Annotated in this window: 16 protein-coding genes; 10 read left to right on the top strand and 6 right to left on the bottom strand. The window is 70.3% G+C overall.

All coding sequences use genetic code 11. The annotated features are described in order from the left end of the window. Positions 1-165 precede the first annotated feature (165 nt). On the top strand, positions 166-3,102 hold the full coding sequence (locus WMF45_RS28510) for a carboxypeptidase regulatory-like domain-containing protein (RefSeq protein WP_437707777.1): 2,937 nt from the start codon (positions 166-168) through the stop codon (positions 3,100-3,102). Between the two features lie 101 nt (positions 3,103-3,203). Next, positions 3,204-4,610, top strand: a complete 1,407-nt coding sequence (locus tag WMF45_RS28505; protein WP_437707775.1) for a hypothetical protein — start codon at positions 3,204-3,206, stop codon at positions 4,608-4,610. A gap of 128 nt (positions 4,611-4,738) precedes the next feature. Here the strand turns inward: WMF45_RS28505 and WMF45_RS28500 are convergent, their stop codons facing one another. After that, the gene (locus WMF45_RS28500) at positions 4,739-5,386 is read right to left on the bottom strand and encodes a hypothetical protein (RefSeq protein ID WP_437707773.1); all 648 of its coding nucleotides are present in this window, start codon (positions 5,384-5,386) and stop codon (positions 4,739-4,741) included. 206 nt (positions 5,387-5,592) lie between these two features. Between WMF45_RS28500 and WMF45_RS28495 the strand changes: the two genes are divergently transcribed. Together WMF45_RS28495 and WMF45_RS28490 are read left to right on the top strand one after the other, a co-directional pair. After that, positions 5,593-6,981, top strand: a complete 1,389-nt coding sequence (locus tag WMF45_RS28495; protein ID WP_437707771.1) for a sigma 54-interacting transcriptional regulator — start codon at positions 5,593-5,595, stop codon at positions 6,979-6,981. Between the two features lie 961 nt (positions 6,982-7,942). Continuing rightward, a complete protein-coding gene (locus WMF45_RS28490) occupies positions 7,943-9,247 on the top strand; it encodes a GRAS family protein (RefSeq protein WP_437707769.1) in 1,305 nt (434 codons plus the stop codon). 106 nt (positions 9,248-9,353) lie between these two features. Here the strand turns inward: WMF45_RS28490 and WMF45_RS28485 are convergent, their stop codons facing one another. From WMF45_RS28485 to gltB, 4 genes are all read right to left on the bottom strand, one after another. Further along, entirely contained in the window at positions 9,354-9,764 is a 411-nt protein-coding gene (locus tag WMF45_RS28485) for a hypothetical protein (protein ID WP_437707767.1), read from the bottom strand. A 146-nt stretch (positions 9,765-9,910) separates the two neighbouring features. Further along, on the bottom strand, positions 9,911-10,906 hold the full coding sequence (locus tag WMF45_RS28480; protein WP_437707765.1) for an MDR/zinc-dependent alcohol dehydrogenase-like family protein: 996 nt from the start codon (positions 10,904-10,906) through the stop codon (positions 9,911-9,913). A 9-nt stretch (positions 10,907-10,915) separates the two neighbouring features. Next, positions 10,916-12,355, bottom strand: coding sequence for a glutamate synthase subunit beta (locus tag WMF45_RS28475; RefSeq protein WP_437707764.1), 1,440 nt, complete (start codon positions 12,353-12,355; stop codon positions 10,916-10,918). Continuing rightward, complete coding sequence (gltB, locus tag WMF45_RS28470) at positions 12,348-16,955, bottom strand: glutamate synthase large subunit (RefSeq protein ID WP_437707762.1); 4,608 nt, start codon at positions 16,953-16,955, stop codon at positions 12,348-12,350. Before gltB ends, WMF45_RS28475 begins: the two co-directional genes overlap by 8 nt. Positions 16,956-17,185: 230 nt before the next feature. On the opposite strand from gltB, the gene WMF45_RS28465 reads away from it, so the two are divergent. Further along, the gene (locus WMF45_RS28465; protein WP_437707760.1) at positions 17,186-18,025 is read left to right on the top strand and encodes a metallophosphoesterase family protein; all 840 of its coding nucleotides are present in this window, start codon (positions 17,186-17,188) and stop codon (positions 18,023-18,025) included. Beyond that, positions 18,026-18,766, top strand: coding sequence for a 4'-phosphopantetheinyl transferase family protein (locus WMF45_RS28460; protein ID WP_012237689.1), 741 nt, complete (start codon positions 18,026-18,028; stop codon positions 18,764-18,766). 73 nt (positions 18,767-18,839) lie between these two features. On the opposite strand, the gene WMF45_RS28455 is transcribed toward WMF45_RS28460, so the two are convergent. Further along, entirely contained in the window at positions 18,840-20,459 is a 1,620-nt protein-coding gene (locus WMF45_RS28455; protein ID WP_437707758.1) for a metallophosphoesterase, read from the bottom strand. A gap of 275 nt (positions 20,460-20,734) precedes the next feature. On the opposite strand from WMF45_RS28455, the gene WMF45_RS28450 reads away from it, so the two are divergent. From WMF45_RS28450 to WMF45_RS28435, 4 genes are all read left to right on the top strand, one after another. Beyond that, positions 20,735-21,973 carry a YncE family protein gene (locus WMF45_RS28450; RefSeq protein ID WP_437707756.1) on the top strand — a complete coding sequence of 413 codons (1,239 nt, stop codon included), beginning with the start codon at positions 20,735-20,737 and terminating at the stop codon, positions 21,971-21,973. Then, on the top strand, positions 21,970-22,725 hold the full coding sequence (locus tag WMF45_RS28445) for a c-type cytochrome (RefSeq protein ID WP_437707754.1): 756 nt from the start codon (positions 21,970-21,972) through the stop codon (positions 22,723-22,725). The genes WMF45_RS28450 and WMF45_RS28445 overlap by 4 nt, the downstream gene beginning before the upstream one ends. Continuing rightward, positions 22,722-23,348, top strand: a complete 627-nt coding sequence (locus WMF45_RS28440; protein WP_437707752.1) for an endonuclease III domain-containing protein — start codon at positions 22,722-22,724, stop codon at positions 23,346-23,348. Before WMF45_RS28445 ends, WMF45_RS28440 begins: the two co-directional genes overlap by 4 nt. A 226-nt stretch (positions 23,349-23,574) precedes the next feature. Then, complete coding sequence (locus tag WMF45_RS28435; RefSeq protein WP_437707750.1) at positions 23,575-24,636, top strand: 3-oxoacyl-ACP synthase III family protein; 1,062 nt, start codon at positions 23,575-23,577, stop codon at positions 24,634-24,636. Positions 24,637-24,660 lie beyond the last annotated feature (24 nt).

Raw genomic sequence — 24,660 nt, 5'->3', positions numbered from 1 at the left:
GCGCGCGGGAGCCGCCGCCGCGTCGCTCGAGCGCGCGAGCGCGGCGGGGTGCACGGGAGAGGGCGCGAGGTGGCCCTCCGCTCTCCTCATCAGACGGGCGCGCGTGCGCCCGGCCATCGAATCGAGTGTCGCGCCCGGGCTCGGAGCGCGCGAAGGGACAGGTGCATGAGTCGCAGAAGGATCTCGGGGGTAGTCGCAGCGCTGGTGACACCGCTTTGCTGGGGGGCCACGGCCCTCGCGCAGGGCGACCCCGGAGCCGCTGCGCCGCAGCCAGACGGCGCGGCGCCTCAGGCCGGCGGTCCTGCGGCGGAGGACGTCGCGGGGCTCGACGAGCCGAGCCCGTCGCGCCCGCCGCCCGCGGGGAGAGGCGTTGTGTGGGGCGTCGTCACGGACACCGCCACGAAAGAGCCCTTGCTCGACGCCCAGGTGTCCGTCGTGGGGACGAAGCTCAAGGCGATCGCGGACCTCGACGGGCGGTATCGGCTGGAGCTCCCGCCGGGCACCCATCAGCTGCGGGTCTGGTACGAGGCGCACAAGCCGCAGCGCGTGCAGGACGTACGTGTGACCGCCGGGCAGGTGGTCCAGGTCGATGTCGGCCTCGATCCCGATCAGCAGACAGAGGAGGTCATCGAGGTCGAGTTCGAGCCGGAGCGGGCGAGCGTCGCCGCGCAGCTGCTCATCCGGAAGAACGCGGCCCACGTGGGCGACGCCATCGGCGCGAAGGAGATCGCGAAGACCCCCGATCGCAACGCCGCCGAGGCCGCGAAGCGCATCGTCGGCGCCACCGTTGTCGACAACAGGTACGTCTACGTCCGCGGCCTGGGCGAGCGCTACACGAACGCGCTCCTGAACGGCGCCCCGCTGCCGAGCCCCGAGCCCGACCGGCAGGCCGTCCCGCTCGACCTCTTTCCGTCGCTGGTCCTCAGCGACATCACCGTCGTGAAGACGTTCACGCCCGATCTCCCCGGCGACTTCGCGGGCGGCTCGGTCCAGATCAACACACGCGAGCTCCCGACGAAGTTCCTCTTCCAGGCGTCGCTGTCGCTCGGGTTGAACAGCCAGGCGACGTTCCGTGATCGCCTGACCTACGCCGGATCGGGCACCGACTGGCTCGGGATCGACGGCGGCGCGCGCGCGCTCCCCGGCGAGATCCCCGACTACAAGGTGGTGCGGCTCGGCCCCAAGCCCGGCGGCGGCACCATCACGAGGGACGAGATGACGGCCTATGGGCGGGCGATCAACTCATCGATGGTGACGACGCGGTCGTTCACCCCGCCGAACGGGAGCGGCAGCGTGGTCGTCGGCGACACCCTGAAGCTCGGCGGCGAGCAGCGCCTCGGTTACATCGCCACCCTGACCTATGGTCGAAAATTCGCTCCGCGCGCTGAAGAGCGCACCAGAACCTTCGATCCCGATCCTCTGGGCGGCGAGCCCGCACCCAACGGCGACACCAGCACCGGAAGCATCCGTGATCAGGTGTCCTGGGGCACCTTCGCCAGCGTCACCTACAACCCGGATCAAAACCACAAGGTGACGATCACCGGACTCCACAGCCGCTCGTCGGAGGATCTGGCCAGCGAGATCAGGGGGAACCCTACAGACGGCAGCAGCGCGTTTCGCGACACCCAGCAGCGGTTCATCTCCCGCGCCCTCTCCTTGGGTCAGCTCCAGGGAGAGCACCGCCTCGGAGCGCTGGACGGCGGCACCCTCGACTGGAAGGCGTCCATCTCCCACGCGTCCTCGGACGAGCCCGATACGAGGGAGACCGTCTACATCAGGGACGACACGAGCGGAGCCTACGCGTGGGACGAGGGCACGCTGAGCGGCGCCCACTTCTTCAGCGACATGACCGATACGAACTACGGTGGGCAGCTCTCCTATACCCAGCCTCTCGCCCGTGGGGACGCTCCGACTCGGCTGAAGCTGGGCGGTCTGTTCAACCTTCGAGAGCGCGAGTTCAACGCGCGCCGGTTCCGGTTCAAGCAGCGCCCGGGCTCGGACCCGACGACCTTCCGCCAGGAGCCGGGCCAGCTGTTCTCGGACGAGAACATCGGCACGGCGCTCGAGCTGGAGGAGATCACGCGCGAGACCGACTCCTACACGGCGAAGAGCGATCTCTATGCAGGCTACGTGATGACCGACGCCGCCATCACACGATGGCTCCGCGCGGTGATCGGCGCCCGGATCGAGGCCTCCACGCTGTCGCTGAGGGCGTTCGACAGGTACTCCCCGGCGAGCCCGGAGATCAAGGAGGAGAGCGACAAAATCGACATCTTGCCTGCGGCCAACGTCATCTTCAAGGCGAGCTCGATCTCGAATGTGAGGCTCGGCGTATCCAGGACGCTGGCCCGACCCCAGCTCCGCGAGCTCAGCCCGACGTTGTATCAGGAGGGATACAGCGGGATGGAGGCGAAAGGCAATCCGGACCTCGGGCGGACGAGCGTCGTGAACGCCGATCTCCGCTTCGAGGTCTTCCCGACGGCCGGCGAGGTGGCCGCGGTCAGCGTCTTTTACAAGCACTTCCAGGATCCGATCGAGGAGATCGTCGTCCCGAACAGCGGCAGGGGCAGGCTCAGCTACGTGAACGGAGAAGCCGGTTATGTCGCCGGGGTCGAGCTCGAGCTCAGGAAGGACCTGGGCTTCATCACCCCGCTCCTGAAAGAGGTCACGGCGCTCGGAAACCTCACGTTCGTGCAGTCGGAGGTGACGATCGATCCCGAGAACACCGAGGGAGGGGTCACCATCGAGAGCACCCCGACGCACCCGCTCCAGGGCCAGTCTCCCTTCGTCGTGAACCTGGGGCTCGATTACGCCAGAGAGTCGACCGGCACGAGCGCCCGGCTCCTCTACAACGTGTTCGGCGCCCGGCTCAAGCGGGTGGGTCGCAACGGGCTGGCGGACGAGTACGAGCAGCCGCGGCACCAGATCGACCTGACCGTGGCCCAGCGCCTCGGCGAGCACGTCGAGGTGAAGCTGGCCGGCGAGAACCTCATCGATGCGCCCGTCCGCGTCACCAGGGGGAGCGACGGTGATGAGGACAAGATCGCCAGCCAGTACAGCGTCGGGACGACTGTGACGTTGAGCGCGGCGTTCACCTACTGAGCACCTGCCATTGAATCGTCACGCGCCGCTCGTCACGAGTTTTCCTACATGCGCCATGTTGGGGGAGGAGGTAGAATAAATTGCGTACATTCAAATTGGGCTTGGTCTGCGCCTCGGCGCTCTCCGTCGCGGCGTTCGCCGCGTGCGGCGATGACGACGCGATCTCTCCGACCTCGACCAGCACCTCGTCCGCGAGCAGCTCCGCCAGCGGCGGTGACGGTGGCGGTGGCGGCGAGGGCGGCGGTGGTGACGGCGGCGGTGGTGGCGACGTCAGCGCCGATTGCTCCTCCCCGGTGGAGGTCAGCGAGGCGATCACCGCCAGCACCAAGTGGACCGCCGACAAGTGCTACCTCATGAAGGGAATCATCTTTGTCGAGCGCGGCGCGACGCTGACCATCGAGCCCGGAACGAAGATCATGGGCGAGAAGGTGAGCCTCGCCACGCTCGTCGTGAAGCCCGGCGCCAAGATCAACGCCAAGGGCACGGCGAGCAAGCCCATCGTGTTCACGAGCCAGGGCGAGGAGGGCGATCGCGCCGCCGGCGACTGGGGCGGCGTCATCCTGCTCGGCGAGGCGCCCGTCAACGTCGAAGGCGGCAAGGCCAGCGTCGAGGGCATCACCGGCGAAGGCACGGAGTACGGCGGCGACAAGCCCGCGGACAGCAGCGGTGTCCTCGAGTACGTGCGCATCGAGTACAGCGGGATCCTCCTCTCCCAGGACAACGAGGTCAACGGCCTCACCTTCGCCGGCGTGGGCTCCGGGACGACCGTCGATCACGTGATGGTGCACCACACGCTCGACGATTGCTTCGAGTTCTTCGGCGGCACCGTCAACGCGAAGCACCTCATCTGCGCGCGGAACGGCGACGACGGCTTCGACTTCGACCTCGGCTACACAGGCAAGCTCCAGTTCCTCGCGCTCCAGCAGGACCCGTCCGTCGCCGACGAGACGAACGGCTTCGAGGGCGACAACGACGCCGACTCGTCGGCCAACACGCCCCTCAGCGAGCCGACGATCTACAACGCGACCCTGTGCGGCAAGAACAAGGAGGTCGACAAGCAGCAGTACGGCATGCTGCTCCGCCGCTCGACGAAGGCCCACATCTTCAACACCATCGTGACCGGCTTCGAGGCGGGGGTGGATCTCCGCAACGAGCTCACCGAGGTCGAGCTCGCGAGCTCGATCTTCTTCGGCAACATCGAGGCGAACATCGCCTACGAAGAGACCGATACCGAGGCGACGACCGAGTCGAAGCTCGACGACGACGACGACGCTGGCACGGACGAGGTCGCGTGGTTCGAGGGCGAGGCGACCAACAGCACCGAAGATCCCGGGCTCGCCGACTGCTTCGCCGCCACGCCCGACTTCCGGCCTGAGGCCACGCTCACCGAGAACGCGGCGACCCCGCCGGATGACGGCTTCTTCGACCCGGAGGCGAGCTACATCGGCGCCTTCAAGGCCGATGACACCTGGGCGACGGGCGCCTGGGTCTCGTTCGACGCGAACTGACGCGGCGCCGTCCGCGCCGGCCCTTCGCGATGCGGCGGGCGGACCGGATCCGTGGCGAGAGCAATGACGAAGGCCGGCTCTTCAGCCGGCCTTTATCGTCTCTGGCGTCACGACTCCGCCGCAGGCGCTCAGCGCACCCGCGGCGTGAACCCGGACACACTGCTGCGATGCTCGCTGCATACGCCTCGCGCGTCCGCGGTCTCCTTGAATGACACCCTTCCGCACACCTCGCAGATGCACAGGTGTGCGCGATAGAACTCCCGGTCGAGCAGGATGTCGGCGGCGAGCAAACTGAGCACAATGTCGCCGAGGAAGTCGATCTCGCGCGGCGAGGCGACCCAGACGGGACGGCCGCCGACCGCCGCCCGGCGGACCCTGCCCCCGTAGATCGCCGCGTTCAGGAACCGATCGTCGGCGACGGGCGCGATCAGCCCCCGGAGGGCCGTGATGACGCGCCCGCGGGCCTTGTGGATGAGCTCCTCGAGGTTGCTGCCGCCGTCGGCCCGGGGATCGAGCATGACGGGCGTCGCGCCGGGCTCGCGCACGATCTGGGGGCGCTTCATCAGGCCCGGGGTCACGAGGTGGTCCACGAACCAGTCCTGGAGGTCCTTGGGCGTCCACTCGGACGCCGGCCACTCCAGGAACTCGAGAGCGCCGCGGAGGCCGCTGATGCTCTGGAGACCGGGGTGGGTGGGGAGGCTCGGCAGGGTGCGGGATGTGTGCAGACGCCGGGACGAGCGGCGGCTCGCCTCCTCGATGTTGCGGCCGGATCCCATGTTCACCTCGAGGGCAGACCCCCGGTCCCGATGGATGCGAGCTCTTGCAGAGGCCACCATGCCGAGGGAACAAGCACAACTTGTGCCGAACCTGGCGAACGGGGCGACCTGGATTTGCTGGGAGTTCTGCCCAGAGAGCCTTCGCATGCCGTTGGGATGGCCGGCCACTGGCCGGCCAGGTTCTTCAACGGGTAAGATTGTGCCCGATGGACCACTCCACCGTCCGCGTCTCGGTTGCACCGGAGCCCTCGGTCGCCGAGCCTGTCCCCGGCATCGTGCTGATCTTCTCGGGGGATCAGCCGCGCTGCGCTCCCATCCCGCTGGATCGTGGCTCCGTGGTGGTGGGTCGCGGAGGCGTCGGCGGCGTGCCGCTCATGGACGACTCGCTCATGTCGCGGCGACACGCCCGCATCGCGTACGACGGCGGCTCCTGGACCGTGGAGGACCTCGGCAGCACGAACGGGACGTCGGTCAACGGCGAGCCGATCCGCGGCGAGGTGCGGAGGGACGCGATCCAGGTCATCGGCGCGGGGACGTCGGTGTTCCTCGCGCTCAGCGACATCCGGAGCTTCGCGCGCGGGGGCGTACGCCTCGAAAAGGAGAGCGTCCTCGGGCCGAGGCTTCAGCTGATTTACGACACGATCATCCGCGCCGCGGCCGGGGGAGACAGCCTCCTCGTGACGGGCGAAAGCGGCACGGGCAAAGAGCTCGCGGCGCGCGCCTACCACGAGGCGGGGCCGCAGGCGCGCGGCCCATTCGTCGCTGTCAACTGCGCGGCCATCCCGGAGGGCCTGGCGGAGCGGCTCCTCTTCGGCGCCAGGCGCGGCGCTTACTCCGGCGCGACGCACGACACCGACGGCTATGTGCAGGCCGCCCACGGAGGCACGCTCTTCCTCGACGAGGTGGCGGAGCTCGACGCGGCCGTCCAGGCGAAGCTGCTGCGGACGATCGACACCCGGCAGGTCCTCGAGCTCGGCGCGGTCGCGCCTCGCCCGGTGCAGATCCGGATCTGCGCGGCGACACACGACCTCCGCGCCCGCGTCGCCCAGGGCCGCTTCCGGGATGATCTCTACTACCGTATCGGCCGGCCCGAGGTCCGGCTGCCGCCCCTCCGCGAGAGGACCGAGGAGATCCCGTGGCTGCTCGCGCAATGCGCAAAGGCGGTCGGCGCGGCCGCTCAAAGCGCGCCGCCGGCGATTCACCATTCGATGATCATCGCGTGCGCGATGCGCCGATGGCCGGGGAATCTGCGCGAGTTCGTCGGCGAGGCGCGGCGCGCCGTGACGCGCGCGCTCGACGAGGGGCGGCGCACGGTCGAGGCCAAGGATCTGGATCCGCTCGCCGGCGTCGGGCTGAGCCCGGAGTCGATGGAGCCGCAGGCCCGGCCGGCGGCGAGCGAAGCTCGACCGGCGCGCGCAGGACAGGCGCCGCCCGAAGATGAGATCGCCGAGGCGCTTCGCCTCGAGCGAGGCAATGTGTCTCGCGCGGCCACCAGGCTCGGAGTGCACAGGAATCGAATTCGACGCTGGCTCGAGAAGAATGGCGTCGATCGCTCCCACTTCGCCGAGGGAAGCGACCTGTCCGACAACGACTGAACCGCTGGCGCCCGCCGTCGCATGCACAGGTGCACGAGTGCGTCAATGGTGCCGCCGCGTCGCTGGAGAGCGCTCGTCTTCCGGCTGCGTCGCGATGACGAATTCACTCCCGGCGTAGGCTGCTGAGCCCGAGGGGGCGGTCGTTCCATACATCACCTCCACCAAACGCTCTGCTCCTTCCGAAGGCCTGAAGGCCTTCGCGGCGCTGTTTCTCCGGCGAAGAAGCGCCCGATCGTCGCAGGGTTGCCTCCATCCGGCGACGCAACGTGGTCTCGATCGACCGAACGCCCATGTATAGGGACTTTACAGAGCTGATTATGCGGGTTGTAATGTGGTGTGTAAGCCCCGTCCCCAGCGAGGTGCTGTCACGACCACGGTCAACTCAACGAGTCCGGCGCGTGCTCGCCAGGTCGGAGCCCACGATGCGCCCTGAAGAGACCACCGGTGAAGTGCGCCGTGGCCTGCGCGTCGCGCGCGGCCTGCGTCATCGACGCAGCGCTCCTCGCGATCCGCGCGCGCCGGGGCCGGCGGGGCTCCCGCCTGCGACGCGATCACGCGCGCCTCGCGGGACGCCTACGAGTGCCTACGTCTGTCGCCACAAGACACGCTCGGACGGCGCGCGGAACACGAGGACGGGGGCGCGACGCACAATGACGATCTTGGACTTGACCGGACGGGCGGCTTCATCGATGTACAGAGAGTTGTCTGTCGGGTCTCCTTGCGAGCTCAGGCCCCGTCGCGTCACGGGCGGGCGCCGCGCTTCGCGGCCTTGCCGCGGGCGCGCGGCCGCCGAGCGCCTGCCCCTTGCTCGCCGTCGGGCTCTCCCTCAGCGACATCTGCAAACATTGAAACCCCTGGCTCCTGCGAGGTGGCCGACGTCATGCGTTCTCGCCTGAAATCGGCTGCCCGCGGAGAGCCCAGCCAGGACGGCGGGCTGCCTGGTTGAACAGCCCTGGACACCATGAACGCGATCCGTAGACACGTATCGGCCGAAGAGGCGCCTCTTAGCCTACGAGCGCACATCGAGGGGCCCACCAGCTCGACCGCGTCCAGCCCAGGGCAGCAGCCGAGCTCCGGGACCCGCCAGACCCACTCGCGTCGCCGCCCGTTCCTGAGCCGCCTCCTGGCGGCGGGCGAGGCGATCGACGCGGGGGACAGCGAGCGCGCGAGGGCCCTAATCGAGGGCATCCTGCGGGCCGAGCCCGATACGGGGGACGCGTCCGAGCGCATTTCTGGCGTGTTTGGCCGGGCGCTGCTCGCCCGCCTGGACGGAGATCGCTCCGGCGACGGGAATCTGTACCTGCGCAGCGCCGGGCCGCGGGACATGCTCGCGGCGTTTCAGCTGCTCGTGCACGCGACGCCGCTCATCCGGTTCGGCTACCTCAGCGCGAACGCGGCCATCGTCGAGGCGTTCCAGGACGAAGGGGAGATCCATGTCATCGACATCGGCGTTGGCGGCGGTACGCAGTGGCCATTCCTGCTACACCGGCTGGCGACGCGGCCCGGCGGCCCGCCGCGGGTCCGGCTGACCGGTATCGACCTGCCGTGCCGGGGCCCCGATCCCGAGCAGCGGCTGCGCTGGGCGGGCGCGTTCATCGGGGGGTGGGCGGAGCGCCTGAAGGTCCCCTTCGAGTTCCACGGCGTCGCGTCCTCGGTGGAGCGCGTCGACTGGAGCCGTATCGCGTCCCGCTCCACGGCGCCCATTGCGGTCAATGCGGCGTTCGCATTGCACCACGTGCCGGATGCCTCGGTGCACGCCACCGCGAACCGCGACACCATCCTCACGAGGATCCGGGCGCTGTCGCCGCGCGTGCTGACGCTCGTCGAGCCGGATGTGGAGCACAACGCGCACCAGTTCCTCCCGCGGCTGTCGGAGGCGATCGGCCATTACTACGCGGTATTCCAGGCGCTCGAGGCGCTGCTCCCGCCGCACATCGCCGCGCGGGAGACCATCGAGCAGGTCTTCTTCGGGCAGGAGGTGATGAACGTGGTGGTGGGCGAGGGGGCCGCGCGGGTCGAGCGGCACGAGCGCCGGGGCGCCTGGCAGCGCCGCCTCCGCATGAACGGCTTCGAGCCGCTCCGCGTCTCGCCGCACGAGTCGCTGGTCCGCGGAGCGCTCCGCCTGAACCAGGGGTTCGACGTCCGGGGCGACGAGCCCGCGCTCCTGCTCATGCGCAACGGCGTGTCCATCGTGGCCGCGTCGGCGTGGCGTCCGCGGCAGCTCCCGCCGCCATCGCGGTTCATGTCCGGCCTGTTCCGCCGCTAGGAGCGCCGAACGGCGCAGGTGAGCCCATAACGCACGAGTCTGCGCCCCTCTTCCGACAACCGCTTCCCTGTCCGAATCCCATCCGGACGCGAGCGGCCCCTCGCCCTCAGCGCCTCAGGAGGACGAATGCCACCCAGAGCACCAGCGCGCCGAGCGCGAGGCACGCGAGGGGGATCCACAGGGCGCGGCGCTTGTGCATTGCGGTTTCCCGGAGGTCGCGCCGGTACCCCGGCGTGTGACCGCCCTCGGCCGCAGACCGAGGGTCGTGGAGGGGAAGAGGGCTCAGCCCTTCGCGCCTGACGAGCTCGAACAGCACCGAGCCGCGCGCCTGGGCCCGTGCGAGCTGCCCCAGCAGCTCACGGCGACAATGAAGGCAAAACGTCGATGCATCCTCTTCGATGCCGACGAGGTCGAGCTCCCGTAGCCGCTGCTGCTCCCAGATCTCCCTGGCCCGCCGGGCCTCGTTGTGCGCGTCCTCTCGGCGGTCGTCGTGGTGTGGGCTGTCCTTCGCGCTCATCGCAGCTCCTGATCGGGGGCGCGGCCCGCGGCCCCCTAGGAGGATCTATTCCGGCCAGCCGCGAGAAATTCTCACGCAATGCGCCTGGCGAACATACCGCGCTGGCCGCAGGCCACCCGGACGAGCTGACAGCCAGCGCGCCGAGCTCAGCGGGTGACGAGCACCTTGAGAGCGCCGGGCGCCGCGGCGGCCGCCAGCGCCTCTGCGGCGCGCTCCAGCGGGAGCCGCGCCGACACGAGGGAGCGGACATCGACGGTCCGGGCCTCGAGGGCGCGCAGCGCTGGCCCGAACAGCCCGCAGCGCGAGCCGACGACGGAGATCTCGTTGATGACGAGCTCGGCGAGGTGGACGCTGGAGAGCCCGGCCACCGTGCTCTTGAGCACGAGCGTGCCCCTGGGCCGGGTCGCGCGGACGGCCCTCACGAACCCCTCGGCGGTGCCGGTGGCCTCGACCACCAGCTCGGCCGGATCTCCGGCCCAGGCGCCCAGAGGCGGCGAGGCACCGGCGTCGGCCTGGCCCGAGGGCTCCGGGCGAACGAGCTCTGTCGCGATGCCCTGCGCGCGCAGCAGGGCAAGCTTCTCCTCGTGTTTGCCGACCGCGAGGACGCGGGCGCCAGCCTGGTGGAGCACCTGCGCGATGAGCAGGCCGAGCTTGCCGTCGCCGAACACGAGCGCCGACGCGCCCGGCGACACACGCACCTGCTCCAGGATCGCGAACGCCGCCGCGAGCGGCTCCGCGAACACCGCCTCTTCGTCGTCGACCCCGTCGGCCACGGCGTGGAGGTTCGCCACGGGCACAGCGACGCGCTCCGCCAGCGCGCCGTCGGCGCCGACGATGCCCATGACGGTGCGCGTCGGGCAGTGCCTGCCCAGCCCGCGCGCGCAGCTCTCGCAGCGGCCGCACGCGAAGTTGATCTCGCCCACCACGCGGCGGCCAAGCCAGGCGGCCGGGCCCTCCACGACGTCGCCGACGAACTCGTGGCCGAGCGTGCCGCGGAAGCCCATGTAACCTTGGATGATCTCGAGATCCGTGTTGCAGATCCCGGCGCACCGCACCTCGACCACGGCCATGCCGGCCGTGGTCGAGGGGGGGTCGCGGTCGATGACGCGCGCGGCCGTTCCGTCCCAGACCAGCGCTCGCACGATCGCGCTCTAGCCCGCCGCGAGCGCCAGCCGGCGCTTCGCCGGCTGCATCAGGTACGCGTCGACCGCGTCCGCGGCCTTGCGCCCCTCGGCGATGGCCCAGACGACGAGGCTCTGTCCGCGCGACATGTCGCCGGCGGCGAAGACGCCCTCCACGCTGGTGCGCCCGCCGTGGGCCTTCACGTTGCCGCGCTGGTCCATCTCGACGCCGAGCTGATCGAGCAGCCCCTCGCGCTCGGAGCCGACGAAGCCCATCGCGAGCAGGACGAGCTCGCACGGGATCTCGAACTCGCTCCCGGGGACCGGCACGAACTTCCCACCTTCCAGCTTCACCCGCGCCGCCTGGAGCGCGCGGAGGTGCCCGTGCTCGTCTCCGAGGAACGCGGTGGTCGACACCGACCAGTCGCGCTCGCCGCCCTCCTCGTGCGAGGAGGACGTGCGGAGGATGAGCGGCCACGCAGGCCACGGGTTCGTCAGGGAGCGCTGCTCGGGGGGGCGGGGGAGGAGCTCGAGCTGCGTCACGTGCGCCGCGCGGTGGCGGTGGCTCGTGCCCACGCAGTCGGAGCCGGTGTCGCCGCCGCCGATGACGACCACCCGCTTGTCCGTGGCGAAGATCGCCTCGCTGTCGGGGATCACATCGCCGGCGACCCGCTTGTTCTGCTGGGTCAGGAAATCCATCGCGAAATGGACGCCCTTCAGCTCCCGGCCGGGCACCGGCAGGTCGCGCGGCCGGCGCGCCCCGCCGCACAGCACGACGGCGTCGTACTGCTCGCGCAGGGCGTCGCCGGTGATGTCGACGCCGCAGTGGACGCCCGTGCGGAAGGTCACCCCCTCGGCCTGCATCTGCTCCATGCGCCGGTCGATGAGGTGCTTCTCCATCTTGAAGTCGGGGATGCCGTACCGGAGCAGGCCGCCGATGCGGTCGTCGCGCTCGAAGAGCGTCACGTCGTGGCCCTTGCGCGCGAGCTGCTGGGCAGCAGCGAGCCCGGCGGGCCCCGAGCCGATCACCGCGACCTTCTTGCCCGTGCGCTGCTTCGCGATGACCGGCGCCACCAGGTTCCGGTCGAACGCGCGATCAGCGATCGCGCGCTCGACGTTCTTGATGGTGACCGGCTTGCCCTCGATGTTCAGCACGCACCCCGCCTCGCAAGGCGCGGGGCACACGCGCCCCGTGAACTCGGGGAAGTTGTTCGTCGCGTCGAGCGACGCGATCGCCTCGGGGAGGCGATCGCGGAACATGTGATCGTTCCAGTCGGGGATCAGGTTCCCGAGCGGGCATCCGTCGTGACAGAACGGGATGCCGCAGTCCATGCACCGCGCTGCCTGATCGCGCAGCTCGGCGTCGGGGACCGGGAGCTCGAACTCCTGCCAGTCGTTCAAACGCTCGGAGACGGGCCGCTTCTTGATGTCGACCCGCTGGATCTCGAGGAAGCCTCGTACCTTACCCATGGGCGGCCGACCTCTCTCCCGTGCTCAGGGGACCCGCGTTGGCGGGGATGTAACGTCCAGTGGAAACATAGGGGGTTGAAGGAGAAAGGAGAGACACGAGCCTGTCGGACCCGTCCGCTCCGTTCGTCGCGGGCGACGCCGCGGCCTCCAGGGCGCGGCGGTACTCGCTCGGGACGACCTTCACGAACTTCGACAGGACGGCCTGCCAGGAATCGAGCAGCTCGATCGCCTTCCGGCTGCCCGTGCGCCGCACGTGCTCCTCGAGCAGCGCCCGCACCGACTCGGCGTCGGCCGCGGTCATCGTCTCGAGCTGCACCATCTCCTTGTTGCAGCGCGCCTCGAAGAGCGCGTCCTCGTCGAAGACGTAGGCGAGCCCGCCGCTCATGCCGGCCCCGAAGTTGCGGCCGGTGGTGCCGAGGATGATCACGGTGCCGCCCGTCATGTACTCGCAGCCGTGGTCGCCCACGCCCTCGACGACGGTGGTGGCCCCGCTGTTCCTGACCGCGAAGCGCTCGCCGGCGCGGCCGTTGAAGAACGCGCGGCCGTTCGTCGCGCCGTACAGCACGACGTTGCCCACGATGACCTGATCGTCCGGCCGGAACGGCGCCTCGCGCGGCGGCCGCACCGCGACCACGCCGCCCGAGAGGCCCTTGCCGACGTAGTCGTTCGCGTCGCCTTCGAGCTCGAGGGTCATGCCCCGCGAGGCGAAGGCGCCGAAGCTCTGGCCGGCGCTGCCGGCGCACCTGACCACGATGCTGTCCTCGGGGAGCCCGGCGCTGCCGTGGCGGCGCGCGATCTCGCCGCTCAGCATCGCGCCGAGCGTCCGATCCGAGTTCTTGACGCGGGTCTCGATGACGACGGGAGCCCCGCCGTCGATCGTCGCGCGCGCCTTCTCGATGAGCTTGAGGTCGAGCACCCGGTCGAGCTTGTGGTCCTGCAGCTCCACGCAGTGGGTCGGGCTCGTGAGCGCCTCCTTCGGGCGGTACAGCACCTCGGAGCAGTCGATCTTCCTCGCCTTCGGGTGGAGCCCGGCGCTCCGCTGCACGATGCAGTCGGAGCGCCCGACCATCTCGGTCAGCGTGCGGAAGCCCAGGCGCGCCATGATCTGCCGGAGCTCCTCGGCCACGTAGAAGAAGAAGTTGATGACGTGCTCCGGCGCGCCCGTGAACTTCTTGCGAAGCTCGGGGTCCTGCGTGGCGATGCCGACCGGGCAGGTGTTGAGGTGGCACTTGCGCATCATGATGCAGCCGGTCGCGACGAGCGGCGCCGTGGAGAAGCCGAACTCCTCGGCGCCGAGCAGCGCGGCGAACGCGACGTCGCGGCCCGTCATCAGCTTGCCGTCGGTCTGCACGATGGCGCGGCCGCGGAGCCCGTTCATCACGAGCACCTGGTGCGCCTCGGCGAGGCCGAGCTCCCACGCGACGCCCGCGTGGTGGATCGACGTGAGCGGGGAGGCGCCGGTGCCGCCCGAGTCGCCGCTGATCAGCACCACGTCGGCGTGCGCCTTCACGACGCCCGCGGCGATGGTGCCGACGCCCGCCTCGGCGACGAGCTTCACGCTGATGCGCGCCTTCGAGTTGATGTTCTTCAGGTCGAAGATGAGCTGCGCGAGATCCTCGATCGAGTAGATGTCGTGGTGCGGCGGCGGCGAGATCAGCGTCACGCCGGGCGTCGAGTGCCGCACCTTCGCGATCACCGCGTCGACCTTGTGGCCCGGGAGCTGGCCGCCCTCGCCGGGCTTGGCCCCCTGCGCCATCTTGATCTGCAGCTCGTCGGCGTTCACGAGGTACTCGGCCGTGACGCCGAACCGCGCCGAGGCGACCTGCTTCACCGCGCTCCGCTTCGAGTCGCCGTTCGGCAGCCGGAGGAAGCGCGCCGGGTCCTCGCCGCCCTCGCCGGTGTTCGACCGCGCGCCGATCCGGTTCATCGCGATCGCGAGCGTCTCGTGCGCCTCCTTCGAGATGCTCCCGAAGGACATGGCGCCCGTGGCGAAGCGCTTCACGATCGAGGCGGCGGGCTCGACCTCCTCGATCGGCACCGGCGGGCCCGCGGGCCTGAAGTCCCACAGCCCGCGGAGCGACATCGGGTGCTCCTGCTGCTCGTTGATGACGGAGGCGTACTCGGCGTAGCTCTTCGCGTCGTCGAGGCGGACCGCCCGCTGGAGCGACGCGATCGACTGCGGCGTCCAGAGGTGCCGCTCGCCGGACACGCGGAAGTGGTGGTGGCCGCCGACGTCGAGGTGCGCGCGCGCCCGCTCGCCGTACGCCGCGTGGTGGCGCGCGAGCGCCTCCTCCGCGATCTCGCGCAGCCCGACGCCGCGGACGCGCGACGCCGTGCCGGTGAAGTACGCGTCGATGACGAGCTGATCGATGCCGATCGCCTCGAAGATCTGCGCGCCCTGGTAGCTGGAGAGCGCGCTGATCCCCATCTTCGACATGATCTTCAGGATGCCCTTCTTGAGCCCCTTCACGTAGCGCGAGCCCGCCGCGGTCGGCGAGAGGTCGGCGCCGAGCGTCTTGTCGCGGCACATCGCCGCGATCGACTCGAACGCGAGGTACGGGTTCACCGCGCCGGCGCCGTAGCCGATGAGCAGCGCCATGTGGCCGACCTCGCGCGCCTCGCCGGTCTCGACGATGATGCCCGCGCGCGTGCGCGCCCCCTCGTTGATGAGGTGGTGGTGCACGGCGCCCACCGCGAGCAGGCTCGGGATGGGGGCGAGCGTCTCGTCGATGCCGCGGTCGCTGAGGATGAGGATGCTCGCGCCGTCGGCGATCGCGCGGCTCGCGTCCTTGCAGAGCTTCGCGAGCGCGGCGCGCAGGTTGTCCTCCGGGTCGCCGTCGACCGGGAAGTACATGGGCAGCGTGGCCGCGCGGAAGTCGGGGAAGACGTTCTTCCGCAGCTTCGACAGGTCGTCCTGCGTCAGGATCGGGTGCGGCAGCTCGAGCATCCGGCACTGGCGGGGCGTCTCCTCGAGGAGGTTGCCCTCGCCGCCGACGCAGCTCACGAGCGACATCACGATCTCCTCGCGGAGCGGGTCGATCGGCGGGTTCGTGACCTGCGCGAACAGCTGCTTGAAGTAGCGGAAGAGCAGCTGGGGCTTCTCGGAGAGCACGGCGAGCGGGATGTCGATGCCCATCGAGCCCACCGGCTCCTCGCCGAGGGTGGCCATCGGCCCGAGGATCATCCGCAGGTCCTCCTCGGTGTAGCCGAACGCCTGCTGCAGGCCCCGGAGGTCCGCGTGCGGGATGGTGTAGAGGCTCGGCACGTCCTCGAGGGCGCGCAGATCGATCTTGTTCTCGGCGACCCACGCCGCGTAGGGCTTCTGCGTCGCGACGCGGCGCTTGATCTCGTCGTCGCTGACGACGCGACCCTCGGTCGTGTCGACGAGGAACATCTTGCCCGGCTGGAGGCGCCCCTTCTGGATCACGCGCGCCGGCTCGATGTCGAGGACGCCGAACTCGCTCGCGAGCACGACGAGCCCGTCGCTCGTCACGACGTACTTCGCGGGGCGCAGCCCGTTCCGGTCGAGCGTCGCGCCGATCAGCCGTCCGTCCGTGAAGCACAGCGCCGCGGGGCCGTCCCACGGCTCGATCAGACAGCCGTGGTACTCGTAGAACGCCTTCTTCTCGGCCGACATGTCCGGGTCGAGCGCCCAGGCCTCGGGCACGAGCATCATCATCACGTGGGGCAGCGAGCGGCCGCTCGCGAGCAGGAAGTCGACAACGTTGTCGAGCGCGGACGAGTCGGAGCCGCCCGGGCGGATGATCGGCTTGAAGTCCTCGATCGCGTTCGCGAAGACATCGCTCTTCAGCAGCGCCTCGCGCGCCGACATCCACGCGGTGTTGCCGCGCACGGTGTTGATCTCGCCGTTGTGCGCGATGACCCGGTACGGGTGCGCGCGCTCCCACGTGGGGAAGGTGTTCGTGGAGAAGCGCGAGTGCACCATCGCGAGCCGCGACACGGTGCGCTTGTCGGACAGATCGGGGTAGAACGCCGCGACCTGCTCCGCGAGCATCAGGCCCTTGTAGACGACCGTCCGCGACGAGCACGACGTGATGTAGAAGTCGTCGGCGTTGGCGGCGCGGCCGGCGCGCTTGCGGATCGCATACAGGACCTGCTCGAAGGACTGGCGAGGCGCGACCCTGCCGATGAACAGCTGGCGGATCGCGGGGCGCGAGTCGCGCGCGATCGGGCCGAGCGCCGCGTCGTCGATGGGGACGTCGCGCCAGCCGAGGACGCGCTGTCCGTGGTGCACGACCGCGGCCTCGAGGATCGCCTCGCACTGGCGGCGCCGCGACGGGAGCTGGGAGAAGAACGCCGTCGCGACGGCGTAGTCGCCGGGAGCAGGCAGCGCGATGCCAAGGGCGGCCAGGGACGTGGCGTACAGCTCGTGCGGGATCTGGAGGAGGACGCCCGCGCCATCGCCGGTGCAGGGGTCGCAGCCAGCGGCGCCGCGATGGGTTAGATTTTCGAGGATCTCGAGCGCTTGGCAGACGACCTCGTGCGTCGCTTCACGGCGGAGCGTGGCGACGAATCCGAGACCGCATGCGTCGTGTTCGAAAGCCGGATCGTAAAGACCTTGTCGTTGGGGCAGAGGCATGGTGCTGACTTCACACGCGCGTAGCACAGATGGCAGAAGGATTGGAGCCCTAGTTTAATGCGGCGCGCCAGGAGCCGCGGAACCGGGCGCAAAATGGGGAAGGGGTGTCGCCTTGCCCAGGGGGCCGCTGCGCCCGGCGGCGGCGCTCGGCAGTGGACGCCCGTCGTCGACCGTGGTGTGGGTGGGGGCGGCAGGCTTGCCGGTCGGGCCCCCGGCGGCGCGGTATTCGGATGAAGCTCTTCGCACTCAGCGATCTCCACGTCGGGTATGCGGAGAACCGGTGGGCCATCGAGCGCATGACGCCGCGGCCGAGCGACTGGCTCATCCTCGCGGGTGATCTCGGGGAGACGGAGCAGCACCTCATCTACGTCCTCGAGACCCTCGGTCCGCGGTTCAAGCGGCTCGTGTGGACGCCGGGCAACCACGAGCTCTATACGATGCCGAGTGAGCGCGGCGGTCCGCGCGGCCAGGCCCGGTACGAGCGGCTGGTCGAGCTGTGTCGGAGCCGCGGCGTGCTCACGCCGGAAGACCCCTACGTGCTCTGGGAGGGCGAGGGCGGACCGCACGTGCTGGCGCCGATGTTCCTGCTCTACGACTACAGCTTCCGGCCGGACGGCGTGCCGGAGCGCGACGCGGTGGCGTGGGCCATGGAGAGCGGCGTCCTCTGCAGCGACGAGGAGCTGCTCGACCCGGCCCCCTACGCCAGCCGGCCCGCGTGGTGCCGGGCCCGCCTCGCCGCGACGGAGGCCCGCCTCGGCGCGATCGAGGGGCGCCCCACGGTGCTCATCAACCACTTCCCGCTGCGCGAAGAGCTCGTGCGGCTGCAGCACATCCCGCGTTTTTCGATCTGGTGCGGGACGCGGCGCACGCACGACTGGCACACGCGGTTCCGCGCGCGGGTGGTCGTGTCAGGGCACCTCCACATCCCCCGCACCGACTGGATCGACGGTGTTCGTTTCGAGGAGGTGTCGTTCGGATATCCGCGCCAGCGGCCCATCGAGCGCAGCGCCGACAGCTGCCTTCGGGAGATCCTGCCGGGCCCCGCAGGCGCGGCGCCGCCGAGGGTGTAGATGCTCACGATCGGTCCCGGCGCCGCGCACCTCTGGTACGTCTTCTGCGACTCGGCTCGTGACGAGGCGTTGCTCGAGGCGTACCACCGGCTGATGGCGCCTGACGAGGCGGCGCAGCAGGCGCGCTTCCTGTTCGCCGAGAACCGGCACGAGTACCTGCTCACGCGCGCCCTCGTGCGCACGGTCCTCTCGAAGTACGCGAACGTCGCGCCCGAGGCGTGGTCGTTCGTCCGGAACGAATTTGGCCGCCCGCAGATCGCCGGACCTCCGGGGGTGCCGCCGATCCGGTTCAACCTGTCGAACACGCGGGGGCTGATCGCCTGCCTGGTCGCGCTGGATCGCGACGTGGGCGTCGACGTCGAGGACACCGAGCGCGCGAGCAGCGCGGTGGACATCGCGGATCGCTTCTTCTCGCCGGGCGAGGTGAGGGCGCTGCGCGCGCTGCCGCCGGAGAGGCAGCGCGCGCGCTTCTTCGAGTACTGGACGCTCAAGGAGTCGTACATCAAGGCGCGCGGGATGGGGCTCGCGATCCCGCTCGATCAGTTCTCGTTCCACCTGGACGATGGACCGGCGATCGGCATCTCGTTCGATCCTCGGCTCGGCGACGACCGCTCGGCCTGGCAGTTCGCGCTCTACCAGCCCTCGGCGCGGCACACGATGGCCGCCGCGATCCGCAGCGGGGGCGGACCCCCGCTGTCGATCGAGCTGAGGGAGACGGTGCCGCTGCGCGACGGCGGATGAGCGACGGCTGGGGCCGCCCGCGCGAGGCTGCCGCGCGGCCCCGGTGCGCGGCCCCGGCGCGCGGCGGGCGAGGTCAGTCAGGCCGCGCGATCGAGAGCTCGACGTTGCGCCACGAGGGCTCTCCGCGGCCGTCGTCGCCGAAGCCGGAGGTGACGTCCACGACGGCCCGGCGGCGCCCTTCCGCGGCGATCGGGTCGTCGTCGACGGCGTAGTCGAGGGCGGCGCCCCGGATGGCGACGAGGCCGTTGTCCTCGTCCCAGATCTCGATGACGCGGACCTGATGGGGGTAGTCGGCGAGCGCGGAGGTCTCGAGCTCCCAGTACGCGTGCCCGCCGGCTGGAGAGACCCGGGTCACCCGGTGCACGTGGGTGTGTCCGGCGAGGTGGAGCAGGACGTTGTCGTAGCCGCCGACGAGCGACTGCCACGCCTCGACGCCGATCGCGCCGGGCACGGCGGGGGTGCCCGTCGCGGCGAAGGAGCCGTCCCCGAGCGAGCGCGACGCGTGGTGGGAGGTGAGGATGACCCACCTGCGCTCGCGCTTCGCGCGGTCGAGCGCGGGGCGGATGAACCGATCGACGTCGTCCTGAAGGATCACGCCGTTCGGCCCGCCCGTCTCGGCGGCCGTATCGAGCACGATGACGCGAAGGGGGGTGTCCTTCATGTCGAACTCGTAGAACGCTTTGCCGTACGCGCGCTCGTCGGGCCCGATCCCGTGCCCGTCGCCGGTCGCCGCGACCCGATCGAGCAGCTCGGGGCCGGTCAGCAGCGCTCTCCTCGAGTCGGGGACGACGTTGCCCGTGATCACCGGCGCGCCGGGGAGAGACCAGTCGCGCGTCCCGCCGTCCGACCAGCTCCCGGTCGCGAGCTCGGCGCGCGTGTGCACCGGGAAGTTCCCCTGGTGCAGGACATCGTGGTTGCCGGTCACCCATCGCCAGGGCACGAGCAGCCCCTCTGCGAAGAACGGATCCTTGGGATCGTTGTCGGGGCCTGGCACGGGGTCGTCGTCAGCGCCCGAGTCGCACTCGACGCGCTCGGCGCCGTCGAGGATGGCCGAGAACCACGCGATCTCGTTCGTCTGCGCGCTGTCGGCGTTGTCGCCGCCGAGCAGGACGAAGTCGATCGGCGTGCTCCGGTGGAGCGCGTTGATCGTGCGGACGGCGGCGTTGAGGATCCGGCACTCGTGCCCTTCCTGCGGGCGGAACGCCGACGCGAACACGCCGGGCGAGTCGAAGATCGCCAGCCGAGCGGGCGACTCGTCGTCCGCGAGCTGGGTGTCGGCGAGGTGGACGAACCTCGTCAGGAGCGTCGGCCGCTTACCGCGCGGCGGTGGAGGGGTGTCGTCGAGCGCTGCCGGGGCGAGCGGCTGCCCCGGCCCGCTCTCGAGCTCGCCGTAGCCCTCCGCGAGCATCTGCTCGATCTCCGCCGGGACAGCGGGGCTCCTGTCCGGTGGATCGGCCACCGCGGCGCGCGGCACCCAGGTGCGAGCGGTCGTCAGCGGCGGCGCGCCGCGGAGCGCTGGCAGCGGTACCGGCGCGGGGAGCGGCGCCGGAGCGATGGACTCCTCCCCGGCACACGCGGCGAGCGCAAGGGACGCAAGGAAGAAGCTCGCCGCGGGGCGACCAGGGCGCGCTCGCGCGATCAACCGCCGACCGGGCTCCCATGTTGCGAGGCCCACCGCTCGTGTCTGGCTCATCGCTTCCTTACATGACAACACCACAGCGCCCGAGCAAGAAATGTTCACTCCGGCGGTAGCGTTGCCGCTGAGGGCTGGCGCCGACCGAGGAAGAGAGAGCGCCGAACGCGCGTAGTACGTCCCACGTCGCGCTGCGCGGCGGCGGACGTCGGCGGAGCGTCACGTCGAGGCGCACGAGCGAGCCGAGCCATGGTAGGGCGGAGCCGCGGCCGGCGCGCCGGCGGCTGCTAGGATGCGGCGCGTCCGAGCCAGAGGCGCTCGTCTCGAGGTCATCTATGGTCATTTCCCGATTCCTGGGTTGCGCGCTCGCGGCGGCCATGCTGGTGAGCTGCAGCGATCCCGAGCCCATCATCGAATACCGCTACAGCGCCTACGAGGGCGACGCGTATCCGGACCGGCTCCCGGAGATCACGATTCCGGAGGGCGGGATGGGCCTGGTGAGCGATAGCCTCTCCGATACGATCTCTCTTGTCTCGCTCGCGACCGGGGAGCGGTTCGGCGTCCACCCCGTGGGCCGCGATCCCGTGACGATCGACGGGCCTCACCATGTGGCCGTGGACGCCGAAGGCGGCGCCGTCTACGTCGCGCTGTCGTACCCTGACGTCGCCGGCGCGATCGGCCCCCACGCGGTGCACGGCGGGAGCGTGGTGGCGGGCTACGTCCAGAAGCTCGCGCTCGACGATCTGCGCATCCTCGGGCAGGTGCGCGTCGAGGCCAACCCGGGTGATATCGTGATCTCGGAGGACGGCAAGCGCGTGGTCGTCTCTCATTTCGATCTGAAACGCGCGCTCGACAACCGCGACGACGTCGAGGCGGCGCGCTCGTCCCTCGCGGTGATCGATCCCGAGAAGGTCCTGCTCTCGGGGTCGCCCGATCCGGTGTTCATCCCGGTCTGCATGGCCGCCCACGGAGTCGCCCTCTCGCGCCCGGACGGCGCCCGCGCCTACGTCGCTTGCTACGGCGAGGACGTGCTCGCGATCGTCGACCTGACGGACCCTTCCGCCGAGGTGAAGCGCGTGCCCGTGGGGCCTACCTTGAGCCCGTCGCCCCATTCCAACAAGTACGGACCCTACGCGGCCGTCATGTCGCCCGACGGGAAGACCATCGCCGTGAGCAGCACGGAGAGCCGGGACGTGCGCTTCTTCGATGTCGCGTCGGAGACGTTCGACGATTCCCGGAAGATCCTCACGATCGGCGCGCCCTACTTCCCCGCGTGGACCCCCGATGGGAGCGCCATCTATGTGCCGACCCAGGTGCCCGACACCATCGTGCGGATCGGCGTGACCCCGGACGACGACGGCGCAGTCACACGGAATATCGCCGATGAATGCATGCGGCCGCACCTCGCGCAGCTCGACGAGGCGCACGGGCTCTTCCTCGTCTGCGAGGGCGATCGGAGCGCGACGCCCGGCAGGGTGCTCCGGCTCGATCCGGAGACGCTGGAGACGCTCAGCGACACGGAGGTGGGCCTCTATCCCGACGGGCTCGTGCGCGTCGCGCCGGAGGCGCCGTGAGGGCGCCCTGCAGCCTTGCGGCCGCGCTCGCGTGCGCGGCGCTCCTGTGCGGCTGTCCGGGGGATCCGGAGACGAAGGTCGTCGACGCGACGGCCGTCGACCACGGCGCGGCGCTCTTCCGGGACCCGTCGATCGCGGAGACGCGCTTCAATCGCTATTCCTGTTCGACCTGCCATGAAGCTGTCGCCGGCGACGCGGGCGACGCCATGCTCCCGGGCGCCCCGCTGGCCGGCGCCGTCGAGCGCCCGTATTACTGGGGCGGGCAGGAGGTCGAGCTCCTCGGCGCGATCAACCATTGCCTCTATTACTTCATGACGAAGGACCTGCCCTGGACCGCGGACGACGACGCCGCGCAGGCCGTCTATGCCTACCTGGAGTCGCTGCCCAGCGATGGAGGCGCGGCCGAGGCCGTCCCCTTCACGCCGGTGTACGAGCTGAGCCAGATCCCGGCCGGCGACGCGGCCGCGGGCGGGCGCATCCACGAGCGCGCCTGCGCCTCCTGTCATGGGCGCGCCCATTCGGGGGAAGGCCGGCTCGTGGCGCGGGCGCCGGCGCTGCCCGACCAGACGCTGAAGGAGCACCCGCTCGGCGAGTACACGGAGGCCGACCGGCGGCTTGTCTTCATCGAGAAGGTCCGGCACGGCGGGTTCGTCGGCTATGGCGGGCAGATGCCGCCGTTCTCCCGCGAGGTCCTCTCCGATGAGGAGCTCGGCGATCTGCTCTCGTTCTACGGGCTGCCCTGGCCTCCGTGAAGCGCGCCGAGAAAGCCGCGAGGATCGCCGAGATCCTCGACCGATTGTACCCGGCCCCGCCCATTCCGCTGGCCCACGACGATCCCTATTCGCTGCTCGTCGCGGTGATGCTCAGCGCCCAGACGACGGACAAGATGGTCAACGCGGTGATGCCGGCGCTCCTCGCGCGCGCCCGGACGCCCGCGGCCATGGCGGCAGTGCCCACCGAGGAGATCGCCCAGCTCATCCGGAGGATCGGTTTCGCGCCCACCAAGGCGCGGCACCTGAAGGCGCTGAGCGAGCGGATCGCGACCGAGCACGGCGGCGTCGTCCCCGCCTCGTTCGAGGCCCTCGAGGCTCTGCCGGGGGTGGGTCACAAGACGGCCTCGGTGGTCATGGCACAGGCCTTCGGCCACCCCGCCTTCCCGGTCGATACCCACATTCACCGGCTCGCGTTCCGCTGGGGGCTGTCGTCCGGAAAGGACGTCGTCGAGACGGAGCGCGACCTGAAGCGTACGTTCCCACCCGAACAGTGGAACAAGCTCCACCTGCAGCTCATCTACTTCGGCCGCGAGCACTGCCCGGCGCTGCGCCACGACATGAGCGGCTGCCCCATTTGCAGCTGGGCCGCGCGCCGACGATGATCGCGGCGCCCGGCGGCCGCCGAAGAGGGGAGCGGGTACAACGCCGCCAGCGCGGCTGGGAGCCTATCGAGGCGGCGCGTCTCCGTCAAGCAGGGTGCAACGTCCCGGCGATCTCATGAGCGCGAGCACCGGCCGCCGCGCTGCGGCGCGAGGCGGCCGGGCGCGGTCGTGTGCGGGTGTGCGGTTCCCGGTCGCCGCGCGCCTGCGGTTCGGGTAAGGCACTTCTGTGACAAAGATTGGATTTGAGATCATCGGGACGGGCCACTACGTGCCCGGAGAACCTGTCACCAACGACGACCTCGCGCGGGTGATCACGACCTCCGACGAGTGGATCTACCAGCGCTCCGGTATCCGCCAGCGCCATTACGCGCCGGACGGCGTGGGGGTGAGCGATCTCGCGTGCGAAGCGGCGAAGCGCGCGATCGCGTCGGCGCGCATCGCGCCGTCGGAGATCGATTATATCCTCTTTGCCACGATGACGCCGGACTATATTTTCCCCGGCTCCGGGGCGCTGCTCGGCGCGAAGCTGGGCATTCCAGGCGTCCCCGCGCTCGACATCCGGCAGCAGTGTGCCGCGATGCTGTTCGGCCTCCAGACGATCGACGGGCTGATCCAGACCGGGGCCGCCAAGACCATCCTGTTCGTGGGCGCGGAGGCGCACGCCGGCTTCATGCCCTGGGAGGACTGGGGAGCGCTCGACCCGAAGAATGGCCGATCCGCGACGCCGGAGGCGCGGGCGCACGCCGACCGCCACCGGAACCTCGCCGTCCTGTTCGGGGACGGGTCGGGCGCGCTCGTCCTCCGCGCGACCGATCGCGACGCGGGCCTGCGCGCCAACAAGATCTGCTCGGATGGACGCTTCGCCGAGCTCCTCTTCGTGCCAGGCGGCGGCTTCCGCTCGCGCCCGTACTGGAAGCCGACGTCGTTCGACGAGGACCTGCATATCCCCCGCATGGATGGCCGCGAGCTCTTCAAGTTCGCGGTGACCAAGCTCCCGGCGACCGCGCGGGAGCTCTGCGCCTCTCAGGGCCTCGCGATCGAGCAGATCGACGTGTTCCTCGCGCACCAGGCGAACGGCCGGATCAACGAGCACATTCGCAAGGACCTCGGCGTGCCCGTCGAGAAGCTTCCGAGCAACATCGAGCGATTCGGCAACACGAGCGGCGCCACCGTGCCCATCCTCATCGACGAGGAGATGCGCGCCGGAAGGGTGAAGAAAGGGCAACTCGCCATGGTGCTCGCGCTCGGGACCGGCGTCCACTGGGGCTGCGCGCTCTGGAAGCTCTGAGCGGCTGAGCGGCGGCGCCTCGCT

Source organism: Sorangium sp. So ce448 (assembly GCF_051520915.1).
Classification (GTDB): Bacteria; Myxococcota_A; Polyangia; order Polyangiales; family Polyangiaceae; genus Sorangium; species Sorangium cellulosum_B.
This window is presented reverse-complemented; position numbering and strand designations above follow the sequence as displayed.

Excerpts from the sequence above, each read along its gene's own strand:
- WMF45_RS28510 (WP_437707777.1), top strand. The coding sequence starts at position 166 with ATGAGTCGCAGAAGGATCTCGGGGGTAGTCGCAGCGCTGGTGACACCG.
- WMF45_RS28500 (WP_437707773.1), bottom strand. The coding sequence starts at position 5,386 with ATGGGATCCGGCCGCAACATCGAGGAGGCGAGCCGCCGCTCGTCCCGG.
- WMF45_RS28495 (WP_437707771.1), top strand. The coding sequence starts at position 5,593 with ATGGACCACTCCACCGTCCGCGTCTCGGTTGCACCGGAGCCCTCGGTC.
- WMF45_RS28490 (WP_437707769.1), top strand. The coding sequence starts at position 7,943 with ATGAACGCGATCCGTAGACACGTATCGGCCGAAGAGGCGCCTCTTAGC.
- WMF45_RS28485 (WP_437707767.1), bottom strand. The coding sequence starts at position 9,764 with ATGAGCGCGAAGGACAGCCCACACCACGACGACCGCCGAGAGGACGCG.
- WMF45_RS28475 (WP_437707764.1), bottom strand. The coding sequence starts at position 12,355 with ATGGGTAAGGTACGAGGCTTCCTCGAGATCCAGCGGGTCGACATCAAG.
- gltB (WP_437707762.1), bottom strand. The coding sequence starts at position 16,955 with ATGCCTCTGCCCCAACGACAAGGTCTTTACGATCCGGCTTTCGAACAC.
- WMF45_RS28465 (WP_437707760.1), top strand. The coding sequence starts at position 17,186 with ATGAAGCTCTTCGCACTCAGCGATCTCCACGTCGGGTATGCGGAGAAC.
- WMF45_RS28460 (WP_012237689.1), top strand. The coding sequence starts at position 18,026 with ATGCTCACGATCGGTCCCGGCGCCGCGCACCTCTGGTACGTCTTCTGC.
- WMF45_RS28455 (WP_437707758.1), bottom strand. The coding sequence starts at position 20,459 with ATGAGCCAGACACGAGCGGTGGGCCTCGCAACATGGGAGCCCGGTCGG.
- WMF45_RS28450 (WP_437707756.1), top strand. The coding sequence starts at position 20,735 with ATGGTCATTTCCCGATTCCTGGGTTGCGCGCTCGCGGCGGCCATGCTG.